Genomic DNA, 19850 nt, shown 5'->3' on the forward strand with positions numbered 1-19850 from the left:
CCCCGCTCTCTCGTTCCCCGGCCCTGACGGGCCCGACTCTCTGTCAGACAGTGAGAGTGGGGGCCGCAGTTGCATGCGTCGCGTAAAGCGTGTCTCAAAACTCGGTGCGCACCGTCGCACCGTCGCCTCGCGAGCAGGGGACGTGGTGCGCTCGTGCGGTCACATTCCGATGAAGCTCACTGTTTCTGTCATGTCCGCCCGCCCGGTACGCAGCCGTGGCACGCCTTCCTTCTCGAATCCCACCGCGACACCGCAGAAGAGGACGAGCCCGTCATCGGCACCGACCATCCGGCTGACAGTCCTGCGATACATCGTCCACATCACCTGGGGGCAGCTGTGCAGCCCTTCTGCCCTGAGCAACAGCATGACCGTCTGCAAGTACATCCCCGCATCCCCCCACTGTCCGGGCCCCATCGCCCGGTCGAGGTAGCAGAACAGTACGACCGGCGCACCGAACGCCTCCGAGTTCAAGGCAGCGATCTTTCTGGGCCGTTCGAGGTCGTCGCGCTCGATTCCCAGCGCTTTGTAGCGCTGGGCGGCCGCGGCGGAAAAGCGGTCCAGATACGGCGAGGACAGTTCGGCCGGGTACATCGGATACTCCCGCTCATCACCCGGATCTCCCGCCAGCGCCCTGGCCGTTGCGCGCCTCTTCAGTTCGGCCAAGGGCTCGCCGGTCACGACGTACGCATGCCACGGCTGGAGGTTCCCACTCGACGGAGCCCGCGTCGCTGCCGCCAGCACTCGTTCGAGGATCTCTCTGGGCACCGGTTCGTCGCTGAACGCCCGCACGGCCCGGCGACTGTCCACGGCCTCATACACATCCACGTCTTCTCGTCCTCTCGCTCAACGACAGGGGTTGTGAGACTGGTGCGCGAACCACTCCTGAAGCTCCCGATGCCTGAACTGAAACGCGCCACCTGCTCTACGTAGTAGCCCAGCGTCATAGCTCCACGAGAGAAATGGTGAGAGTCGGGTGGGAAGAATCCTCCACCCCACCAGGCGCATGGCAACATAGCGGCGGCCGGCGTAAGTGACGAGAAATGCTGTAATGATTCCTGCGAGAATGAACCAGATCGCAATTCCTGGCCATCGTGAGGGAAATCCACCCGGAAAGCGAGAGAGGTGTGGAATGGCGTACTTGTCGAGGAAGTATGCACTTCGCTCCTCGATCACCGAGGCGAGTCCTTTGGGCGTGTAGTTGCTGGCATGAAGATTCTTGGCGTGGTCCTGTTTGAGCCGACCGGAAATCTCGATCAAGGTCCGCACGAAATCGTGCGGCAATCTTAGGAATAGAGCAGCGTAGGCACCCGCCATGAACCCGATCAAGAGGTTTTGTCGAAGCTCTGCCTTGATCGGAGCCGTGGGATCCGCGACCTCGACGTTCCACTCATCTGTGAAGGCGGCATAGAACAGAGGCGTCAATGCCGCAACGAGAAGCGCCAGGATCGTGGCGCAGGCAAGCAGGTCGTAGGGCTGGTATTTGATGCCTGCCGTGAAAGGGAAAGATGCCATATTCTTGGTCAGTAAGAGTTCTGCTGCGAAAAAGAGAAGGAATATCGCGGCTGCAATCAGTGAAGCTTGTCGACTTCCGTATCGGTGTCGCAACTGTCTCCAGGTGGCATGCTGCGGCTCGATCGTGCTGGAATCCATTGACCTGTACGTCAGGGTGATCAATCCCGCGCAGGCCAGGAGAACCCCCCAGATCGGCACAGCGATTTCAAAAATTACGCAGGCCAGGTATGTCAGGGCGATAGTTGGAACGGAAACGATTACGGATTCGGCCGCGAGTGGTGCCCGGCGACCGGTGATCTTCCATAATTCGTGCAGCCTGATGTCGGAGGTGCCTGTGTTGTTGAGATGCACCGCAATGTTCCCCAGCCACGTGATCACTTTGCGGGGCTGGTAAGTGATTCCCTTGCTTCTTTCGTGGATGCTGGTGACAGCGTCGACGTAGCGGGCCATCAGATGGCGCCCTATGTCTTCATCCGTTGTCTCCCAAAGCAATTCATCGGGGTTCTTGTCGGCACTCTCTGTGTATGCCGTCGACGCCAGGGTGAGTCGCCATGGGGTGGAGAGGGACTGGGTCAGGACGCCGTGAGGGTCGGTCGTCAGGCGCTGGATCACACCGTGCCATTTTCCCAGGCAGTGATTGAATCTCCGGTGGAGGTAGCTTGCGGCCTGGCTCGCGGTCAGCGGCTGCACGACAACCGGCGCAACATCCAGGATGTGCACTCCGTAATTCGACGCCAACTCGTCGAGAAAATCCTTGCGACAGGTGACTACAAGAGGCGCACTCTGTCGTCCGATCCTGAACCTATTGATAGAAGTGATCGCGGACACTGCCCGAGTTGATTCGGCGCCTTCCGAAGACATCTCGTCCAGACCGTCCAGAATGGGCAGAATCAGGCCCATCTCGACGAGTTTCTTTGCAACGGATAGATTGATCTTGAAATCGCTGGATATTCTGCTGGAGATCCAATCGCCCAAAGCTTCTGTCCCGTACCAGTCCGACAGGGAGAATCGCACCGGTACCGCACCCTCTGCGGCCCGCTCGTCGAGCATCAGGAGAAGGAGGTCAACAGCGAGGACTGTCTTTCCTGAGCCGCCGGCACCTGTGATGAGCATCCGCCGAGGAGTCAGATTCCGATAGTACGTGTAGATGGTTTCCAGTGTTCCAGAAGGGCCCGCATCGCTGAGCCGACGGCCCATATCATGGGCCAGAACGAATTCTACGTCGATGGGGATGACATCTCCACCGAGCCAACGTGATCGTTGTTCGCCTTCCAGCCTTCCTACTTGTGCGGCCAGGTTGTCTGCGGCACGTTTCACGCCCTCGGCACTGAGGTCCGGTCGAGCTGCAATGAGCATTTGAATCAGAGTGATAACAATTGCTGCCACGCTCAGGAAGATGCTCCAGAGTGATGCCATGAGTGAGGGATCCTTCGACCCCTGCCCCACCTCGATGGTCCATACCGTCACGAACGCGAGAATGCCGATGAAGGCAGCGAGTCCCAGCCTCAACAAGAAGGATCTTGCCCCTCGCCCAGGCCCTGCTCTGAAGCTCATGGCTCGATTGAAGCCCATCACGCCCTTCACATGCAGCCAATTCTGAGATTTTGGGCCCTTTGAGATCATGACGGCACAGAAGTGCGCTCGCGCTTTTGAGAGGAGAACAGGGGGAGGTACGGGGATGCCTGCGCAGCAACCGTCATCCGGCCGGCTGCGCGCTGTGTTCCCGCCGGCGCTCGCCGCGTCAGACGTGCGTGAGAAGGCGCTCCAGCGGCCGAGGAACGCGCTCCAGGTCCAAGTGCGCGACCAGCGCCTGCGCATAGAGCGCCTTGCGACCGCTGTGCGTGCCCATGAAGCGCCGCAGTTGGTGTTCCACGGGCCGTTCCCGCTGCGCCGGCTGGCCCTGGAAGGTGTGGAAGGGGCGCATCTCGCCCTGGGCCTTGATCACCTGCTGCACGCCTTCGGCCCCCACGGCGCGGATCAACTCGTCCTCCAGGTCGGCGACGCACACATGGAACCCGAATGTCTCCAGTTCGGCGTGCGTGAGACTCGACCCGAGCCCGACCCGCCCAAGATGACGCCGGAAATGCCGCTCCTCGCCGATGTCGCAGAGGCCTGCCAGCGGGAGGCCGAGCCCGTCAGGACCGCACACGTCCAGGAAACGCCCGATGTTCGTCGCACCTCCGAGCGGGACTACCGCGACGCCCTCTGCACCGAGGTCGCGCCCGTAGCGCGTGGCCAGTGCTTCGAGCGCGACCTGATCACTGCTCCCCTCGACGAGCACGATCGTCCGCACACCGCCGTCGGCCAGCTCCCGCGCCACCGCGGCGGCCGCACCGGCCTCCGCTCCACCGGCCGCCCACGCGACCAGCGCCTGGCGGAATCGCCTCAACCCGTCCACGAGACCTCGCTTCCCGACGGCATCCTGGCACGGCTGAGGACTCGTACGCACGCACGTTTTCCCGCGGCCGTAGCCGTCCCGGCCCCGTACTTCGTGAGGGCCCCCTGCTCTTTCGCGGCCTTTGCTCCGTGGCGTCGGACCGTGCGCAGGGAGACTCCGAGCCGTTTGGCTGCCGCCTCGTCCGTGATACCGGTGGCGAGGAGGTTCAGCAGCCCGGTGTCGGAGGCGCAATGGCAGGACCAGGACGGCCGCATGGCGCCCCTGTCCTTTGAAACCTGCGTTGGTCAGAGACTCGTCTCAGGCTCCGAGGCTCGGGCGCCGTCGCGCGACGAGGGCAGCGACGTCATCGTCGAGTTCGCCGCCGCTGTAGGCGATCAGGTCGCGGTGGAGATGGTCGAGGAGCTGGTGGGGCGCCTCGTCGCCCCATGAGCGGATGCGTTCGGCGAGGGGGTAGAACACGCCGGAGCGATCGCGAGTCTCCGTGACCCCGTCGGTGTACAGCAGGAGCTGGTCTCCGGGGTGGAAGGGCGCGAGGTCGACGTGGTATCCGTCGCTCACCATGTTGCCCAGGTTGAGCGGCGGCGAGGGAGCGGCGGGCTGCAACTCCCGGACCTCGCCGCGGTGCAGCAGCAGCGGGGACGGGTGGCCGCAGGTGACGGTCCGGAGGACCGGTTCATCATCCGGGACCTCGGCGAGCAGCGCGGTGATGAAACGTTCGGCGATGTCCGAGCCCGGGACCTCCGGATACTGGGAGGCGTTGCGGCTCACGCTCGTCTCCAGGCGGCGTGCGAGGTAGGGCAGGTCGGGCGCGTCGTGGGCGGCCTCGCGGAAGGCGCTGAGCAGCATCGCGGCCGTCTGCATCGCGAGCAGGCCCTTGCCGCGTACGTCACCGATGAGCAGTCGTACGCCGTACGGGGTGTGTATCGCCTCGTACAGGTCGCCGCCGATCCGGGCTTCCGCTGCGGCGGCCACGTAGAGGCTCTCGAGCGTGACGTGCCCGAGGTGTCGCGGTATCGGATGCAGCACTGCCATCTGAGCGGTCTCGGCCACTGAGCGGACCTGAACCAGCTGATGGGCACGCCGGCCCAGCAGACGATTGAAGATGACGGCAAATGCCCCGATCGCCACGAGGGTGACCAGCTCGGAGTAGGCGGTCGCATCCTGGAGCGCGTCGAAGTCCGCCATCAGGCCGACAAAGATGGCGCACGCGGCCACTGCGGTGAGCACGGTCCCCCACAGGGACAGCAGCGCGGCGGCAGCGACCATGGCCGTGGCGAGGAAGGCATCCGGCCTGATCGCGCGGGGTGTCAAGAGGCCGACGAGCAGGCCGATGACCAGCAGAAGAGCAGGCAGGACGGTCAACAACCTGCCCCGCGCACCAGTGCTGCGCGGGACTCCGCGTACCTCAGGAGACCTCGCCTCCATGCTGCGCCCCAAGGTCACACAGGTCGAGCGGCAGCCCGGGCCCGGAAGCCAGGCCACCGATTTGGCTTATTTTATCGCTGTTCGTCTGGCGGCCGAGGTTCTCGACCGCGGCCTTCGGAGGCAGTGCCGGATGGGACAGTGCGGCCTCAGGCCGCGCCGTCTGCCCGGTGCTGTTCCGGGGGCGTGAGGTGGGCCAGGCACAGCGAGGGCTCGACGAACGGCTCCAGCCGGTCGACGCCCAGCGGGGCGCGTACTTCCTTCAGGGCGCCGCGCATGAGGCCCAGGTGCAGGGAGCACACCACGTCGCGGTGTTCCTCCGCGATTTCCCGGAACGGGCAGTGGCGCAGCGGGACGACCGGGCCCGGCCGGTCCTGGACGGGACCGGGGGCGAAGCCGACGTCCGCGAGCACTTGGGTCAGTCGCCGGATGGCCTCCTCGGTGTCGACGCGCTGGGTGGGGGAGGGGGTGTCGGCGAGGTAGCGGCCCCATGCCTCACCGGCGTTGACCGCGGCCTGCGCCGGTTGCGGCAGTGCCTCGGTGACGAGGCCGGTGAGCATCTGGGCCAGCAGCTGGTAGCTGCGGCGGCCTGCCGGAACCTGGGAGGAGGCCGCGGCGCGGTAGACGGTGCGGGGCCTGCCCGGCCGGCCGCGCCCCTCGGTACTGCGCTCGGCAAGCCCTTCCTTGACCAGCGTGTCGAGATGGAACCGGGCCGTGTTGGAGTGCAGGCCCGTCTGCTCGGCGATCTCCCGTACGCCCACTGCTTCAGGCGCGGCGCGCAGTACGTCGAGCACATGGGCCCGGCTCTCGCCCACGGCGGGAGGATCGGTCGGATCATGCAACGTCTGCTCGCTCATCTCGCCAATTTTACCCAATGTGTGTCGTAGAAACGAGAGAAATCTGTCACCTGTACTCACCGCCGGCGGATCTGCATACCGGGGCGGCGGCGGTGGACGGTCACGTAGGCCAGGCCGTTGGGTCCCGCGGTGATGCTGCGGGTCGAGCCGTGCGGCAGCCACAGGAGCCCTCCTTCGGTCAGTGGCAGCGCACCTTCGGGGGAGTCCATCACGCCGTCGCCGGTGACGATGAGGACCAGGACGTCCAGGTCGGGCTCGGAGTGGGTGCCGATGTGCCCGCCGGCGGGCAGCCGGACCAGGTTGGCGTCGAGCTGGCGGCCGGACTCGGCCAGTTTCCACAGGACGCCGGCGGATTCGGGGAGTTGGCCGGTGAGGGCTTGTACGTCGCACAGCAGGCGTGCCACGGCCGCCTCTTCCGGCTGTCCGGCGGTCGGTGTCTCAGGCATTGTCGACCACCCGTTCGACGACGGCCTGTGCCTGCACGGCTGGGCGGGCGTCGATTGCCGGGGCGTACACCTCTGCAGCGCGTGGCATGCGTGGTCCTCCTTCTTCTGGCTGGGGCGAGTTGCCCCTGGAGTCGCCGCAATTATTACGTGCTTCTTCGTGAAAACGGCGGGTGGTGGGCGTCATCGAAAGAGAGTCGTGTTCTGTCCCTCCTCACCCTCAGGGGGTGGTCAAACGCTCTGCTAGCAGAGCCACTTGAGCCAGTCGGGGTGCGTCGTACCGTCCAATGGGGCTGGGGACGTGCCGGGAAGTGATCGTGGAGTGCTCTGCTGTGTGTGAGTCGGTGTGCCGCAAGAGCTTCGGTGGACCCTCAGACAGGACAGGCCGTTCTCGCCTGCTGTGAGGCCTGCGGCGGAGCCTCGGGGTAGCCAGAGCAGCGTTCCCTCGGTCAGATGTTGGGGTCCGTCCGGGGTGGGAACGGTGGCGTCTCCGGCCAGGATCAGCAGGAGAACGTCCGGGTCCTCCTCGGTGTGGGTATTCACGTGTTGCCCAGGCAGCAGGTGGGTGATGCCGGCGTCGAGTTCGCGTCCGGGCGTGGACAGTCTCCACAGTTCCCCGGCCGGTGCCGCGGCGAGGACAGTGAGGGCCCGCGTGTCGCACAGCAGACTCGGTTCGGGGGCACCCCAAGTACTGTCGGAAGGGCGACTGTTGAGGTCGTCCGTGGTGGTGGGTGCGTCAGTCATCAGGGGTGACCCGTCCGATGCGGTGCTGGTCGAGGCTTCCGCCGTCGACGAGGGTCGTGAAATGTGCGGCCAGGACGGCGAGTTCACCGCCGGACAGATCGGCGAGGGCGGGTAGGAGTACGGTCTGCTCAACCGCGAGGTGGGTGGTCAGGTGCGCCTCGATGCTCTGGGCGACGCCCTTCGCGCGGTGCGTGTCGTCGGTGCGGGCGAGGGTGTCGATGTCCCGGTCGAGTGCGGTCGCGGCGGTGCGCAGGGCTCGGATGAGCAGGCGGGTTTCCGGGGAACCCGCTGCGGGGGTGTACAGGGCCCGGTCGGTGGCGTTCAGGTAGCGGCGCACCGGGCCGGTGCAGAAGTCGGTCAGGGTCGCCAGGGCGGCCTCCCGGGCGTCGGTGCCCAGTTCCAGTTCGGTCAGCAGCGCGACCTTCGGCCGCAGCGCGGCGAGCAGCCGCCGCTGGCCGCTGCGGATCACGGCCCGGGCCCGGATGGCCGGGTCGGCCGCGGTTGCCTGCATGAAGACCTCGGACGTCAGCGTCATGGCTCTGACCCTTCTCCTGCCTCGCCCCGAACGGACGTAGCCAATTATTACATGTATTATTTGTAGAAACCTCGTGCTGGAAACCTCTGCCGAAGAGAGGAGGTGCGCCGATGACCTATGTGATCGCGCAGCCTTGTGTGGATGTGAAGGACAAGGCGTGCGTCGAGGAGTGCCCTGTGGACTGCATCTACGAGGGTGAACGGTCGCTGTACATCCACCCGGACGAATGCGTGGACTGCGGGGCGTGCGAGCCGGTCTGCCCGGTCGAGGCGATCTTCTACGAGGAGGACGTGCCGGCCGAGTGGAGTGAGTACACCCGGGCGAACGCCGAGTTCTTCGACCCTCTCGGGTCGCCCGGCGGTGCGGCCAAGCTGGGGTTGATCGAGCGTGACCATCCGCTGATCGCCGCGCTGCCGCCCCAGGGAGAGTAAGAGGGCCAGGAGCCGCCCCGCAGACCGAAGGCCGCACTACCCGCATACCGAAGAAGGAACGTCATGTTCGTCGCCGAGATCGCCACCTTCCCCCGCCGCCGCGCGCCCGTGCCCGGCGGCCCGACGGCAGCCGTGCTCACCACCGCGGAGACCTCCGACCAGGTCGCCGTCCTCCATGTGGAACTGGCCCCGGGCACCACCATGCCCGAACACGAGCACGGCGCCTCGCAGGTCGTGCTGATCCCCCTGGCCGGCGCCGTCGAGGTGCACCACGACGGCCGGGCCCGGACGCTGACGGCCGGTACGGCCGCCGCCCACATCGGCGTCGGCGAGCGCGTCAGCCTGGCCAACCCCGGTGCGGAGCCCGCCTCCCTCATGGTCGTGGTCTCGCCACCGGAGTTCGCGGACCGGCTGGCCTCCTGGCCACAGGCCTGATCCACCACACCCCCACAGCCGTCCTTCGACACGACAGAAAGGCAACGCATCGATGAACACCGTGTCGGCCGCGACCGCGGGCGCGGTCACCTTCCTCTGGCTCGGAATGGTGCTGGCGATCTCCTTCCTGGAGGCGCCGCTGAAGTTCCGCGCCCCCGGGGTGACCATCCCCATCGGGCTGGGTATCGGCCGCCTGGTCTTCCGTGCGCTGAACCTCGTCGAGGCCGCCCTGGCCGCCGTCGTCATCGTGGCGGTGGCCGTCGGCGGCCCGTCCGTGGTCATCGTGGTGCTCACCGCCGTCGTGGCGGTGGTGCTCACCATGCAGTTGGGGGTGGTCCGCCCACGGTTGAACCGTAGGTCGGACCGGGTTCTTGCCGGGGAGGACCTGCCCCGCTCGCGCGGGCACGTGTACTACGTGGCCTTCGAGATCACCAAGGTCATCACCCTGACGGTGCTGGGGATCAGCCTGCTGGCGCAGTAGCCCGCCCCTCTCCCAGGGGCGGCGCGCCGCCGTGGCCTGTTTCCGACCGGGAGAGCGCGTAGTGTGACAAGGCAGGGCGACATGATGACGGTGCCCGACGGCGCCAGGAGGAAGCACCATGGCGCACGATCCGTGGCTCCAGCGGGGACAGGGCCAGGCCCGGGACGGCGTGGCCGCGCGACCGCCGCAGCGTGCTCTGGACAGGCACCAACTGCGGCACCTGCTGGACGGTGTAGTGGCCGTCAGCGTCAATTTGGACACCCGCACCGTGCTGCAACGCATCGTGGAAGCGGCCACCGACCTCCTCGCCGCGCACTACGGGGCACTGGGTGTGCTCGCGGAAGACGGCAAGGTCATCGACCTGATCACCGTGGGCATCGACGACCCGCAACTGTGCGCTGCCTTGGGCCTGCCGCAAGGCCATGGACTGCTGCACACCATGCTGGACGACCGGGCGCCGTTGCGGGTGGCGGACGTGGACGGGCACCCTCGTTCGGCCGGCTTTCCGCCCGGACATCCGGTCATGCGGACTCTGCTGGGCGTTCCCCTCATGGTGCGCGGCACGCTCTACGGCGACCTCTACGTCGCCGACAAGATGGACGGCACGCCCTTCGATGACGACGACGAGGGCCTGCTGACGGCGTTGGCGAGTGCCGCGGGCGTCAGCCTCGAAAATGCCCGCCTGTACGAGCGCCTCAAACGCGCCGCCGAGCACTTTCAGCGCCGTATGCTCCCCGTTCTTCCCGACCTCACTCCCCTTGAGGCCGCCGCCCGTTACGAGCCCGCCTCCGAACTGCTCAGACTGGGCGGGGACTGGTACGACGCCATGGTCCTGCCCGATGGCGCCACCTGTGTGGTGGTGGGCGACGTGACCGGTCACGACGTGGAGGCCGCCCCGCTGATGGGGCAGATCCGCAGCATGCTGCGGGCGATCGCCCTCGACCGCTGCGGGCCGCCCGGCCAGGTCGTTTCCCGACTGGACCACGCCCTGACGATGTTCGAGGACCCGCCCACGGCCACGCTGGTGTTCGGCCGCATCGAGCGCGGAGAGGGCGGGGAGTACACCTTCGGCTGGAGCAATGCCGGGCATCTGCCGCCGCTACTGGTCGACGCGGACGGCGGCACGCGCTACCTGGCACCCACCCGGCACGGGATCCCGGTGGGCATGGATGCATCTGTCCCCCGGTTCAGCCACGAACACCCCTTCCCGCCCGGCAGCACCCTGCTGCTGTTCACCGACGGGCTGGTCGAGCGCCGCGACCAGGACATCGACACCGCACTGAGCGACCTGGCCGAACAGGCCGCCCGCCTGGCCACCTCCCCGCTGGAGGAACTGTGCGACGCTCTGATCAGCCGAAGCCCGCAGGTGTTCGACGACGATGTGGCCGTGCTCGCCCTGCGCACCCCCTCGGACAGTTCGACACGGTGACAGACACGCGCCCGGCTTGCTGACGTCGGCGGGGCAGGCCGGACAGGCCGCGGCTCCGACTTTCCGAAGTTCAGGGACCACGTTGGAGTCGGAGGTGTTCGATGGTCGGATGGACGAGCAGGGCCCCCGCGGTGGCGCTGTGCGGGCTGGCACTGGCCGGGCTGGTGGTGGTCGTGGCGGCATCGCCGCTGTACGGGCCTGAGGGGCTGCACGGCGTGGTGCGAGGTGTGGTCGTACGGCCGCCGGGGCAGGACCCGCGGTCCGGCGCCGGCGGCGGGAGCGGCACGTACGTGCCGGTGAACGGTGATCCGGTGCGGGCGCATGACGAACGCGGACACGTGGTGGCGAGCACGGTCACCGCGCCGCCGGACGGGTCGTTCTCCTTCACCCTGTCGCCCGGGTCGTACCGGATCACCGAGGACATCTTCGGCATCGGCCGGCAGGTCGAGCTGCGCGGCGGCTCGACGGTCTCGGTGACGCTGACCATCCCCAGCGCACACTGAATCCGAACGCCCGGACGGCGTGCCTGTTCGGCCGGGGGGATGGAGTTCCTTCGGCAAATGAGTGGTACCCGCCCTGCCCGTGTTGCTCCTGCCGCGGACCCGCGGGCTCACGGCCACGCTGCTGATCGCTCGTATCTCTCGACGAGGGGATTCGCACGTGGACGCCGTTCCACCTTCGCCCGCGACCGGGCGGTCACCATCCGTGTTCAAAAATGTACTCATCGCTGCCTGCACGATGGGGCTCACCGTCGCTTCGGTGAGCCTGCCCGTCCAGGCCCGGGCCGCCACTCAGCCGCCGGCGCCTTCGGCGTACGAACAGCAATACCTCAGCAGCAGCCCGCCGGATCTCACCGTGCCCGCGGGAATCGCACGCCCGCGGTCGGTGCGTCCGCGGCAACTGCCCGGGGCGGCCGAGGCGTTCGTCATCGACGCGGACGCCTCCGCCAGCACGAGCACGGGCGGTGGCCGCGGCGAACCGTCCATTGCGATCAACCCGGCCAACCCCGACGAGATCGCGATCACCCGGTTCAACTTTCAGTTCTGGCAGAACGGCAACGCGGATCTGCTCTACTCCGACGACGGCGGGGCCCACTGGACGGAGAACCACACCATCCCGACGCCGGGCCTGACCGACGCACCGAACGGCCCGTACGACCAGACCATCGACTACGGCCGTGACGGCAGGCTCTACGGCTCGTTCCTCGCGTGCAACGCCCCGACCGCAGGGCCCCCTGCAGTCCCGGAGTGCAACACCACGCGCGTGGTGACCGGTTCGACGACCGACCCCACCAATGCCGCGTCCTGGAGTTGGAACGGCAACCCGGCCCAAGTCACCAGCGGCACCCGCACCGGCGTCGATCAGCCATGGGTCCTGGTCAATCGGGACACGACGACGGCGGCCCAGGACAACGTCTACGCCGCCTACCAGGACTTGGCCGGCACCCCGGACGCCCGGGTGGGCGTCTCCTACGGCGCCAATCCCGTCAACATCACCGCGGACAATGTCGCGGGCACGATGAGCCCGCTCACCACCAACGGCGGCCTGCGGCTGGCCAAGGACCCGCGCAATGGCACGATGTACGCGCTCTACCAGCAGTCGACGGGCACGTTCCAGCCCAACAGTGTCCTGCGGAATCAGCCGGTCAGAGTCACCTACCGGCTCAACCGGTCGGACGACGGCGGGGCGCACTGGCGGCTGAACAACGACAACGACGGCATCGTCGTGGCCACCGAAGACAGCGACCAGGGGCTCGGGTACAAGTTCGGCGGTGTGAACGCCCTGCTCGGTGGCGTGGACCACGCGGCCGTCGACCCCGGCAACGGCGATGTCTACGTCGTCTACGGGGCGGATGTGTCGGGGAACAACCAGCTCAGGATCCGCCGACTTACCGACAACGGCTCCGGCGGTCTCAATGTCGGTGCCGCGGTGAATGTCTCCGGGGCGACGAATGCGGCGCTTCCCTCGGTGGCGGTGCTCAGCGACGGAACCATCGGGGTCCTCTACGACACCTTCGACGGCAACAACACCGCGGGCTTCCCCACCTTCACCGCGCACCTCGCCCGCAGCAAGGACCACGGCGCCACCTTCACCGACACGGTGCTGCAGACCTTCGCCTCGCCGGAGCAGGACCGCACCGGCTGCAACGCCACGACGCAGCCGCCCAACCCCAACCCGCCCGACCTCGACTGTGCGCGGCAGCGTGTGCTTGGCGACTATCAGCAGCTCAAGGCGGTCGGCCACACCTTCTACGGCACATTCATCGGAAACACCAACGGTGCCAACCCGACGACGACCCCGCCGATGCACGCGATGTTCTTCACCGTGCCGCAAAAGTCGCAGACATCACTGGCCTCGTCGGCCAACCCGTCGGTGTACGGCCAGCCGGTGACGTTCACCGCCACCGTCGCCCCGGTCCCGGACGGCGGCACGGTGAGCTTCGAGACCGACGGAAGCGCCCTGGGCGGGCCGGTCCCGGTCAACACGACGACCGGTGAGGCGACTTCGGCGGCGATCTCGACGCTGAGCCCAGGAACTCACACCGTGAACGCCGCCTACAGCGGCAACGACAACTTCCGGCCGAGCGCGGCTCCCCCTCTGATCCAGACGGTGAGCAAGGCGCCGGTCGCCACGACGCTCTCCTCCAGCGCGAACCCGTCCGGCTTCGGCACCCCGGTGACCTTCACCGACACGGTCTGCCCGAGCGGTGCGAGCACAGACCCGGCCGCGCCACCGACCGGAACCGTCACGGTCAAGGACGGCACCACCGTGCTCGGCACACCGACCCTCACCCCGGGCGGCGGACCCCACTGCAGCCAGGTCCAGGTCACCACGTCCAACCTGCTGCCCGGCCCGCACACCATCACCGCCGACTACGGCGGCGACGCCGACTATCTGGCGGCCGGTACCGAGACACTCGCGCAGACGGTCAGCTGCACCCGGACCATCACCGGCCAGGTCAACAACGCGGTCATCGCGACCGGTGACAGCACCTGCATCATCGACGCCACCGTGCGTGGCGCGGTCGTCGGCGGGGCGAACGCCGCGCTGTTCATCAGCAACTCGACCATCGGGGGCGGCGTTCAGTCCTCGGGCGGCACCCTGTTCGGGATGTGCGGCAGCACGGTCGTCGGATCGGTTCAGGTCAGCCGTGCCTCGGGCTTCGTCGTCATCGGCGACCCGGGGGACGACCACTGCCCGGGCAACCACCTCCGCGGCGTTCAGCTCACCGACAATCATTCGGGCGCCGAACTCGTCGGCAATGACATCGGCGGCTCGGTGCAGGTGAACGGTACGACGGGAACCGGGCCGTTCCCGGTGGACGATCGTGCCGCCATCGTGGGCAACACCGTTCAAGGCTCGCTCTCCTGCGTCGGCAACACCCCACCGCCGACGAACCGCGGTACCCCCAACACGGTGTTGGGAAGCCGAGCCGGCCAGTGCTCGGCCCTGTGAGGTCGAACCCATAGCGTCAACCGCAGAGGTACATGTGCGCCCCGACCGGCTTCCGGTCGGGGCGCACCCGTGTGCGGGGGAGTGTGACCGGGGACGTTGCCGCACTTGCGACTGGGGCGCCCCGCTAGGCTCACGCCATGTCCGACAACGGTCCGGGACGCGTGGAGATCACTTACCGCCCAGGGGATCCGCAGAACTCGCAACTGCGACTGCGAGTAGGGGACGAGGTCTCGGTCACTCTGCACGGTTCGCCGGCCTACGGCTGGACCCCCGTCGAGGCCGTCGGCGGCCCCCTGACGCTGATCGAGACGGCAGCGGTCGCGGGAACCGCCCGGGCCGCCGCGCGAGCCACCGCTCCTGGGGAGGCGGAGTTGCGTTCGGCGTCGTCATTCCGCGGGGATCGGTTCGGGCCGCAGACCCGGCTGTGGCGACTGCACGTGCACGTTGATCCGTAGCGGGCGTCGGGTGCGGGCCACGGAACGACAGTGAGTGTCAACTGCCGGGCCGGTACAGGGAAAACCCCGTGTTTTTACTGTGAGTTGACTGTACTCCGTAAATTCTCGGTTGCTTGGCGCGATACAGCCGCCACTCCTCTTGTTGCGTGACATGTCCGGTGCAAGCATCCCGGACTGCGAACACGCGCTCTATCGGCGTGAACGTCCTTCTCTCCCCACATGCCGGGGCAATCCCGGCTGCACGAAAGGATGTTCAGTGTTGCGAACCAGACCCAGACGCGGCCGCACAGCCGCGCTCACCGCGATCCTCACCGCCGTTCCCGCGCTCTGGCTCTCCGCTCCGGCGGCCCATGCGGCCCCCGAGCCCACCGCCGCTCCCGCCGCGCACCGTTCGGCCGACACCGGCCCCGCCGTGCGGCACGACACCTCCCCCACCCTGCGCTCCATGGCCGCCCATGCCCGGCATCACGGCCACCACGGCAAGAAGGAGCAGGACGACGATCCCGGCGAGGAGCGGCTGCCGCACCCGCCCGCCTCTCCCATCCCCGACCCGGTCGTCCAGTCCAGCCCCGGCGGACCCTCCGCCCCCTCGACGGGCACCAACTTCGAGGGCATCGGCGCCGGCAACTACTCGATCACCGGCGTCCCGCCGGACCCGAACGCCGCCGTCGGCTCCAGCCAGATCGTCGAGACCGTGAACACCGCCTACGCGGTGTACTCCAAGTCCGGGACCACCGTCCTCGCCCCGACCGACACCAGCATCCTGTGGTCCGGCTTCGGCGGCTCCTGTCAGAGCACCAACGACGGTGACGCGGTGGTCCGCTGGGACACCCTGGCCGGCCGCTGGGTGGTGACCCAGTTCGCGAACGTCTCCTCGTCCTCGGGTCCGTACTACGAGTGCGTGGCCGTCTCCACCGGTGCTGACGCGACGGGCAGCTACTACCGTTACTCGTTCCAGTACGCCAACTTCCCGGACTACCCGAAGCTTTCGGTGTGGCCGGATGCGTACTACATCACCTACAACATGTTCACCGCCTCCGGCAGCTTCCTGAACGCCGAGGCATGCGCGCTCAACCGGTCCGCCATGCTGACCGGCGCGAGCGCCACCCAGCAGTGCTTCACCACCTCGTCCTCCTACGGCGGTCTGCTGGGCGCGGACCTGGACGGCTCGACCGCGCCACCGGCCGGCGAGCCGGAGTTGATGGTGGGCCTGGGTACGACCAGTACCACCCTGGCGTACTGGAAGTTCCACGTCGACTGGACCACCACGTCCAACTCGACCTTCACCGGTCCGTCGACGCTGACCGTCGCGTCGTACACCACCGCCTGCGGCAGCTCGGGCACCTGCGTCCCGCAGAGCGGGACCAGTACGCAACTCGACTCGCTCTCGGACCGCTTGATGTTCCGGCTGGCCTACCGCAACTTCGGCGACCATGAGTCACTGGTGGTCAACCACGCGGTCACGGCGGGCAGTTCGGTGGGCGTCCGGTGGTACGAGCTGCGGCTGTCGGGCGGCAATCCGACCGTGTACCAGCAGGGCACCTACGCCCCGGACTCCACCTACCGCTGGATGGGCTCGATCGCCGAGGACAAGGTCGGCAACATCGCACTCGGATACTCCCAGTCCTCCTCCTCGGTGCATCCGTCGATCCGCTACACCGGGCGGCTGGCCGGCGACACCCTCGGCACGATGACGCAGGGTGAGGTCACCGCGATCACCGGCGGTGGGTCGCAGACCAGTTACAGCCGCTGGGGCGACTACACCTCGATGGTTGTGGACCCGGCCGACGACTGCACGTTCTGGTACACGAACGAGTACATCCCGTCCAACGGCAACTTCAACTGGCACACCAGGCTGGCCTCGTTCACCCTTCCCAACTGCGGCTCCACGGCGACGAACGACTTCTCGGTCTCCGTCAGCCCGGCTTCCTCCAGCGTGACCGCCGGGTCGTCGGCGACCACGACGGTGTCGACGGCAGTGACGTCCGGTTCGGCGCAGTCGGTGAGTCTGTCGGCGTCCGGCCTGCCCAGCGGGGCGACCGCCACCTTCAACCCGACCTCGGTCACCGCAGGCAACTCATCCACGCTGACCGTGGCCACGTCGTCCTCGACACCGGCGGGCACGTACAACATCACCGTCACCGGCACGGGCTCCTCGGCCACGCACACCGCCACCTACACCCTGACGGTCAGCTCCGGCAGCGGCGGCGGGATCACCAACGGCGGCTTCGAAGCGGGCAGTCTGACGGGCTGGACCTCGGCGGGCACCACGACGGTGGTGAACTCCGGGGCGCACAGCGGCACCTACGCGGCCCGGGTCGGCGGCACCTCACCGACCAACGGCGACTCGTTGATCGCCCAGACCTTCACCGCGCCGACCGGGACCAGCACGCTCGGCTTCTACTACAACGTGACCTGCCCGGACACGGTCACCTACGACTGGGCCAGGGCCACGCTCAAGGACAACACCACGGGCACGACCACCACGGTGCTCGCCAAGACCTGTGTGTCGTCCTCCGGCTGGGTCAACAAGACCGCCTCGGTCACCGCCGGGCACAGCTACACGCTCACGCTCATCAGCCACGACGACAACTACACGGGTGACGCCACGTACACCCGCTACGACGACGTGACCGTGTCCTGACCCGCATCAGGACACAGGTCGGTTCCCGAGCGTCGTCCTCGGGGTGGATCGCCGGGTGTCCTCCGGCGGTCCACCCCCTCTCAGGCGCCCCGCCCGGGGCGCACCCCCCTCGACGACAAGGGGTCTCCTCATGTCGCGCACCGTATTCCGCAGATCCGTCGCCACCGCCACCACCGTCCTGATCTCGTTGGGCGGCCTTCTGCTCGCCTCGCATCCGGCACTCGCCGACGTCGGCAACGGTGGCTTCGAGTCCGGCAGCCTGACCGGCTGGACGAGCACAGGCACAGCCTCCGTGGTCAACTCCGGCGCACACAGCGGCACCTACGCCGCCCGCGCCGGCGGGACGTCACCGACCAACGGTGACTCATCCATCGCCCAGACCTTCACCGCGCCGAGCGGCGCCACCCACCTGTCGTTCTGGTACAGCGTCACCTGCCCGGACACGGTCACCTACGACTGGGCCACGGCCACCCTCACCGACACCACCACCGGCACGACGACGACCGTGCTGGCCAAGACGTGCACCAGCGGCCAGGGCTGGAAGCAGGCCACGCCGTCCGTGATCGCCGGGCACAGCTACACCCTCAAACTCGTCAGCCACGACGACAACTACACCGGCGACGCCACCTACACGCTCTACGACGACATCGCCTTCACCACCGCCACCCCGCCGCCCGGCCTGACCCAGGTCAGCACCGACCCCTTCACCAACACCTCCAGCCAGCACGCCACCGAACTCGAACCCGACACCTTCGCGTACGGCAACACGGTCGTCGCCTCCTCCCAGGTCGGCCGGTTCACCGACGGCGGTGGCTCCGACATCGGCTGGAACACCTCCACCGACGGCGGCACCACCTGGCAGCACGGCATGCTCCCCGGCATCACCACCTACCAGGGCGGCAGTTGGGCCCGCGTGTCCGACCCCGCAGTCGCCTACGACGCCAAGCACGGCACCTGGATGGTCGCGGGGCTGGTCATCGACTCCAACGTCAACGGCGCGGGCGTGACCGTCAGCCGCTCCACCAACGGCACGACCTGGCAGAACCCCGTCATGGCGGTCGGCAACGACGGCCAGGGCTACGACAAGGAATGGATCGTCTGCGACGACACGATCTCCAGCCCGTACTACGGCACCTGCTACATCGAGGTCGACCTCACCTCCTCGGGCAACCGCGTCGTCATGAGCCGTTCCACCGACGGCGGCGCCACCTGGTCGGCTCCAGTGTCTCCGTCCGGGAATCCCAGCGGGCTCGGCGGCCAGCCGCTGGTCCAGCCGAACGGCACCGTCGTGGTGCCCTACTCCGCCAACGGCTCCTCCGTCCGAGCCTTCAACTCGACCAACGGCGGCTCCAGCTGGTCCTCCAGCACGCTGATCGCCAACGTCTCCAGCCACGGCGTGGCCGGGAACCTGCGCGACGGTGAGGGACTGCCGTCCGCCGAGACCGACGGATCCGGGAAGATCTACGTCGCCTGGCAGGACTGCCGCTTCCGCTCCGGCTGCCCGGCCAACGACATCGTCTACGCCACATCGACCAACGGCACCAGCTGGTCGTCGGTGACCCGCGTCCCGATCGACGCCACCACCAGCGGCGTCGACCACTTCATCCCCGGCATCGGCATCGATCCCGCCACCTCCGCCAGCACCGCGAAGATCGGCCTCTACTACTACTTCTACCCGACGGCCAACTGCACCGCCTCCACCTGCCGACTGGAGGTCGGCTACATCTCCTCCGCCAACGGCGGCAGTACCTGGAGCACGCCGACCACCGTCGCCGGACCCATGTCCCTCTCCCAGATCGCCGACTCCACCCAGGGCCGTATGGTCGGCGACTACCTGTCCACTTCCGTCATCGGCGGCAGGGCGGTATCCGTATTCGCCGTGGGCAAGACCCCGACCAACGGGCAAGCCTTCGACGAGGCTCTCTACACCGCAGGCCCGCTCACCGTCACCGGCGGCAGCACACCCTCCACGACCCACGGCGCGGCGGCCGTTGCCGCGCCGCACAGGTCCGCCGGCTCGGGGCCCCTGCCCCTGCGGCGCTGATCTCTCCACTGCCCACTCAAGGTGCAAGCAATCCGGGGCTCGGGCGGCGTACCGCCTCCGCCCGGCCTCGGGCCATGCCCGCACAGGAACCGACCGGCAGCGTGGAAAGTCCAACCCTTATGAAGAGCCACCTTCGGACTGCGCTCGCTGTCCTGGCGCTCGCCGCCGCGGTCTCGGCCGCCGGATGCGGGGACTCTCATGGAGCCGGATCGCCGGACGCGTCCGACTCCGGGATCAAGGGCCGCACCATGGTCGACGGCGGCTGCCCGGTGATCCGTGAGCACAGCCCGTGCCCCGACCGGCCCCTGCGCGCCCGGCTGACCATCACCAGCGGCGATCCGGCACGGACGATCACCCAAGCCACCAGCGATGCCGGGGGCCACTTCCGCATTTCGCTGCCGCCGGGCACCTACACCGTCCGCCCCGCCAACCTCACCGGCGCCGTCGCTCCGATCGCCCCACCGGTGTCGGTCACCGTCGCCGACGGGCGGTTCACCACGATCGTCATCCCCTTCGACTCTGGCATCCGTTGAAGCTCGTGACGGGGGCGTTGCGACACCAGCG

At 67.8% G+C, this 19850-nt stretch carries 17 protein-coding genes; 10 read left to right on the forward strand and 7 right to left on the reverse strand.

Annotation, left to right across the window (positions count from 1 at the left end; all coding sequences use genetic code 11):
- Positions 1-159: 159 nt before the first annotated feature.
- The 7 genes from ACFY1J_RS30560 to ACFY1J_RS30590 form a co-directional block, all read right to left on the reverse strand.
- Positions 160-825 (reverse strand): nitroreductase, encoded by a 666-nt coding sequence (locus tag ACFY1J_RS30560; RefSeq protein WP_390711050.1) that lies wholly within the window; start codon positions 823-825, stop codon positions 160-162.
- Positions 826-843: 18 nt separating this feature from the next.
- Complete coding sequence (locus ACFY1J_RS30565) at positions 844-3066, reverse strand: NACHT domain-containing protein (protein ID WP_390711049.1); 2223 nt, start codon at positions 3064-3066, stop codon at positions 844-846.
- A gap of 187 nt (positions 3067-3253) precedes the next feature.
- On the reverse strand, positions 3254-3910 hold the full coding sequence (locus tag ACFY1J_RS30570) for a TOPRIM nucleotidyl transferase/hydrolase domain-containing protein (protein WP_390711048.1): 657 nt from the start codon (positions 3908-3910) through the stop codon (positions 3254-3256).
- A 297-nt stretch (positions 3911-4207) separates the two neighbouring features.
- Positions 4208-5272, reverse strand: a complete 1065-nt coding sequence (locus ACFY1J_RS30575; RefSeq protein WP_390711047.1) for a PP2C family protein-serine/threonine phosphatase — start codon at positions 5270-5272, stop codon at positions 4208-4210.
- A gap of 209 nt (positions 5273-5481) precedes the next feature.
- Positions 5482-6189 carry a helix-turn-helix transcriptional regulator gene (locus ACFY1J_RS30580; protein ID WP_390711046.1) on the reverse strand — a complete coding sequence of 236 codons (708 nt, stop codon included), beginning with the start codon at positions 6187-6189 and terminating at the stop codon, positions 5482-5484.
- A 56-nt stretch (positions 6190-6245) separates the two neighbouring features.
- Complete coding sequence (locus ACFY1J_RS30585) at positions 6246-6635, reverse strand: hypothetical protein (RefSeq protein WP_390711045.1); 390 nt, start codon at positions 6633-6635, stop codon at positions 6246-6248.
- Between the two features lie 733 nt (positions 6636-7368).
- Positions 7369-7911: a hypothetical protein gene (locus ACFY1J_RS30590; RefSeq protein WP_390732330.1), complete on the reverse strand. Its 543-nt coding sequence runs from the start codon at positions 7909-7911 to the stop codon at positions 7369-7371.
- A 110-nt stretch (positions 7912-8021) separates the two neighbouring features.
- Here ACFY1J_RS30590 and fdxA point away from each other — a divergent pair, with 110 nt between their 5' ends.
- The 10 genes from fdxA (at position 8022) to ACFY1J_RS30640 (ending at position 19819) form a co-directional block, all read left to right on the forward strand.
- Positions 8022-8342, forward strand: a complete 321-nt coding sequence (gene fdxA, locus ACFY1J_RS30595) for a ferredoxin (RefSeq protein WP_363302464.1) — start codon at positions 8022-8024, stop codon at positions 8340-8342.
- A 63-nt stretch (positions 8343-8405) separates the two neighbouring features.
- On the forward strand, positions 8406-8777 hold the full coding sequence (locus ACFY1J_RS30600) for a cupin domain-containing protein (protein WP_390711042.1): 372 nt from the start codon (positions 8406-8408) through the stop codon (positions 8775-8777).
- Positions 8778-8829: 52 nt separating this feature from the next.
- Positions 8830-9258, forward strand: coding sequence for a hypothetical protein (locus ACFY1J_RS30605; protein WP_390711041.1), 429 nt, complete (start codon positions 8830-8832; stop codon positions 9256-9258).
- A 118-nt stretch (positions 9259-9376) separates the two neighbouring features.
- Positions 9377-10687, forward strand: a complete 1311-nt coding sequence (locus ACFY1J_RS30610) for a PP2C family protein-serine/threonine phosphatase (protein ID WP_390711040.1) — start codon at positions 9377-9379, stop codon at positions 10685-10687.
- Positions 10688-10788: 101 nt separating this feature from the next.
- Complete coding sequence (locus ACFY1J_RS30615; RefSeq protein ID WP_390711039.1) at positions 10789-11190, forward strand: hypothetical protein; 402 nt, start codon at positions 10789-10791, stop codon at positions 11188-11190.
- 256 nt (positions 11191-11446) lie between these two features.
- Positions 11447-14143, forward strand: a complete 2697-nt coding sequence (locus tag ACFY1J_RS30620; protein WP_390732331.1) for an Ig-like domain repeat protein — start codon at positions 11447-11449, stop codon at positions 14141-14143.
- Positions 14144-14280: 137 nt separating this feature from the next.
- Positions 14281-14598 carry a hypothetical protein gene (locus ACFY1J_RS30625; RefSeq protein WP_390711037.1) on the forward strand — a complete coding sequence of 106 codons (318 nt, stop codon included), beginning with the start codon at positions 14281-14283 and terminating at the stop codon, positions 14596-14598.
- A gap of 259 nt (positions 14599-14857) precedes the next feature.
- The gene (locus ACFY1J_RS30630) at positions 14858-17242 is read left to right on the forward strand and encodes a hypothetical protein (protein WP_390711036.1); all 2385 of its coding nucleotides are present in this window, start codon (positions 14858-14860) and stop codon (positions 17240-17242) included.
- A gap of 130 nt (positions 17243-17372) precedes the next feature.
- Positions 17373-19286 carry a hypothetical protein gene (locus ACFY1J_RS30635; protein ID WP_390732332.1) on the forward strand — a complete coding sequence of 638 codons (1914 nt, stop codon included), beginning with the start codon at positions 17373-17375 and terminating at the stop codon, positions 19284-19286.
- Between the two features lie 119 nt (positions 19287-19405).
- A complete protein-coding gene (locus ACFY1J_RS30640) occupies positions 19406-19819 on the forward strand; it encodes a hypothetical protein (RefSeq protein WP_390711763.1) in 414 nt (137 codons plus the stop codon).
- Positions 19820-19850 lie beyond the last annotated feature (31 nt).

The sequence above is a fragment of the Streptomyces sp. NPDC001406 genome (assembly GCF_042895285.1).
GTDB lineage: Bacteria > Actinomycetota > Actinomycetes > Streptomycetales > Streptomycetaceae > Streptomyces.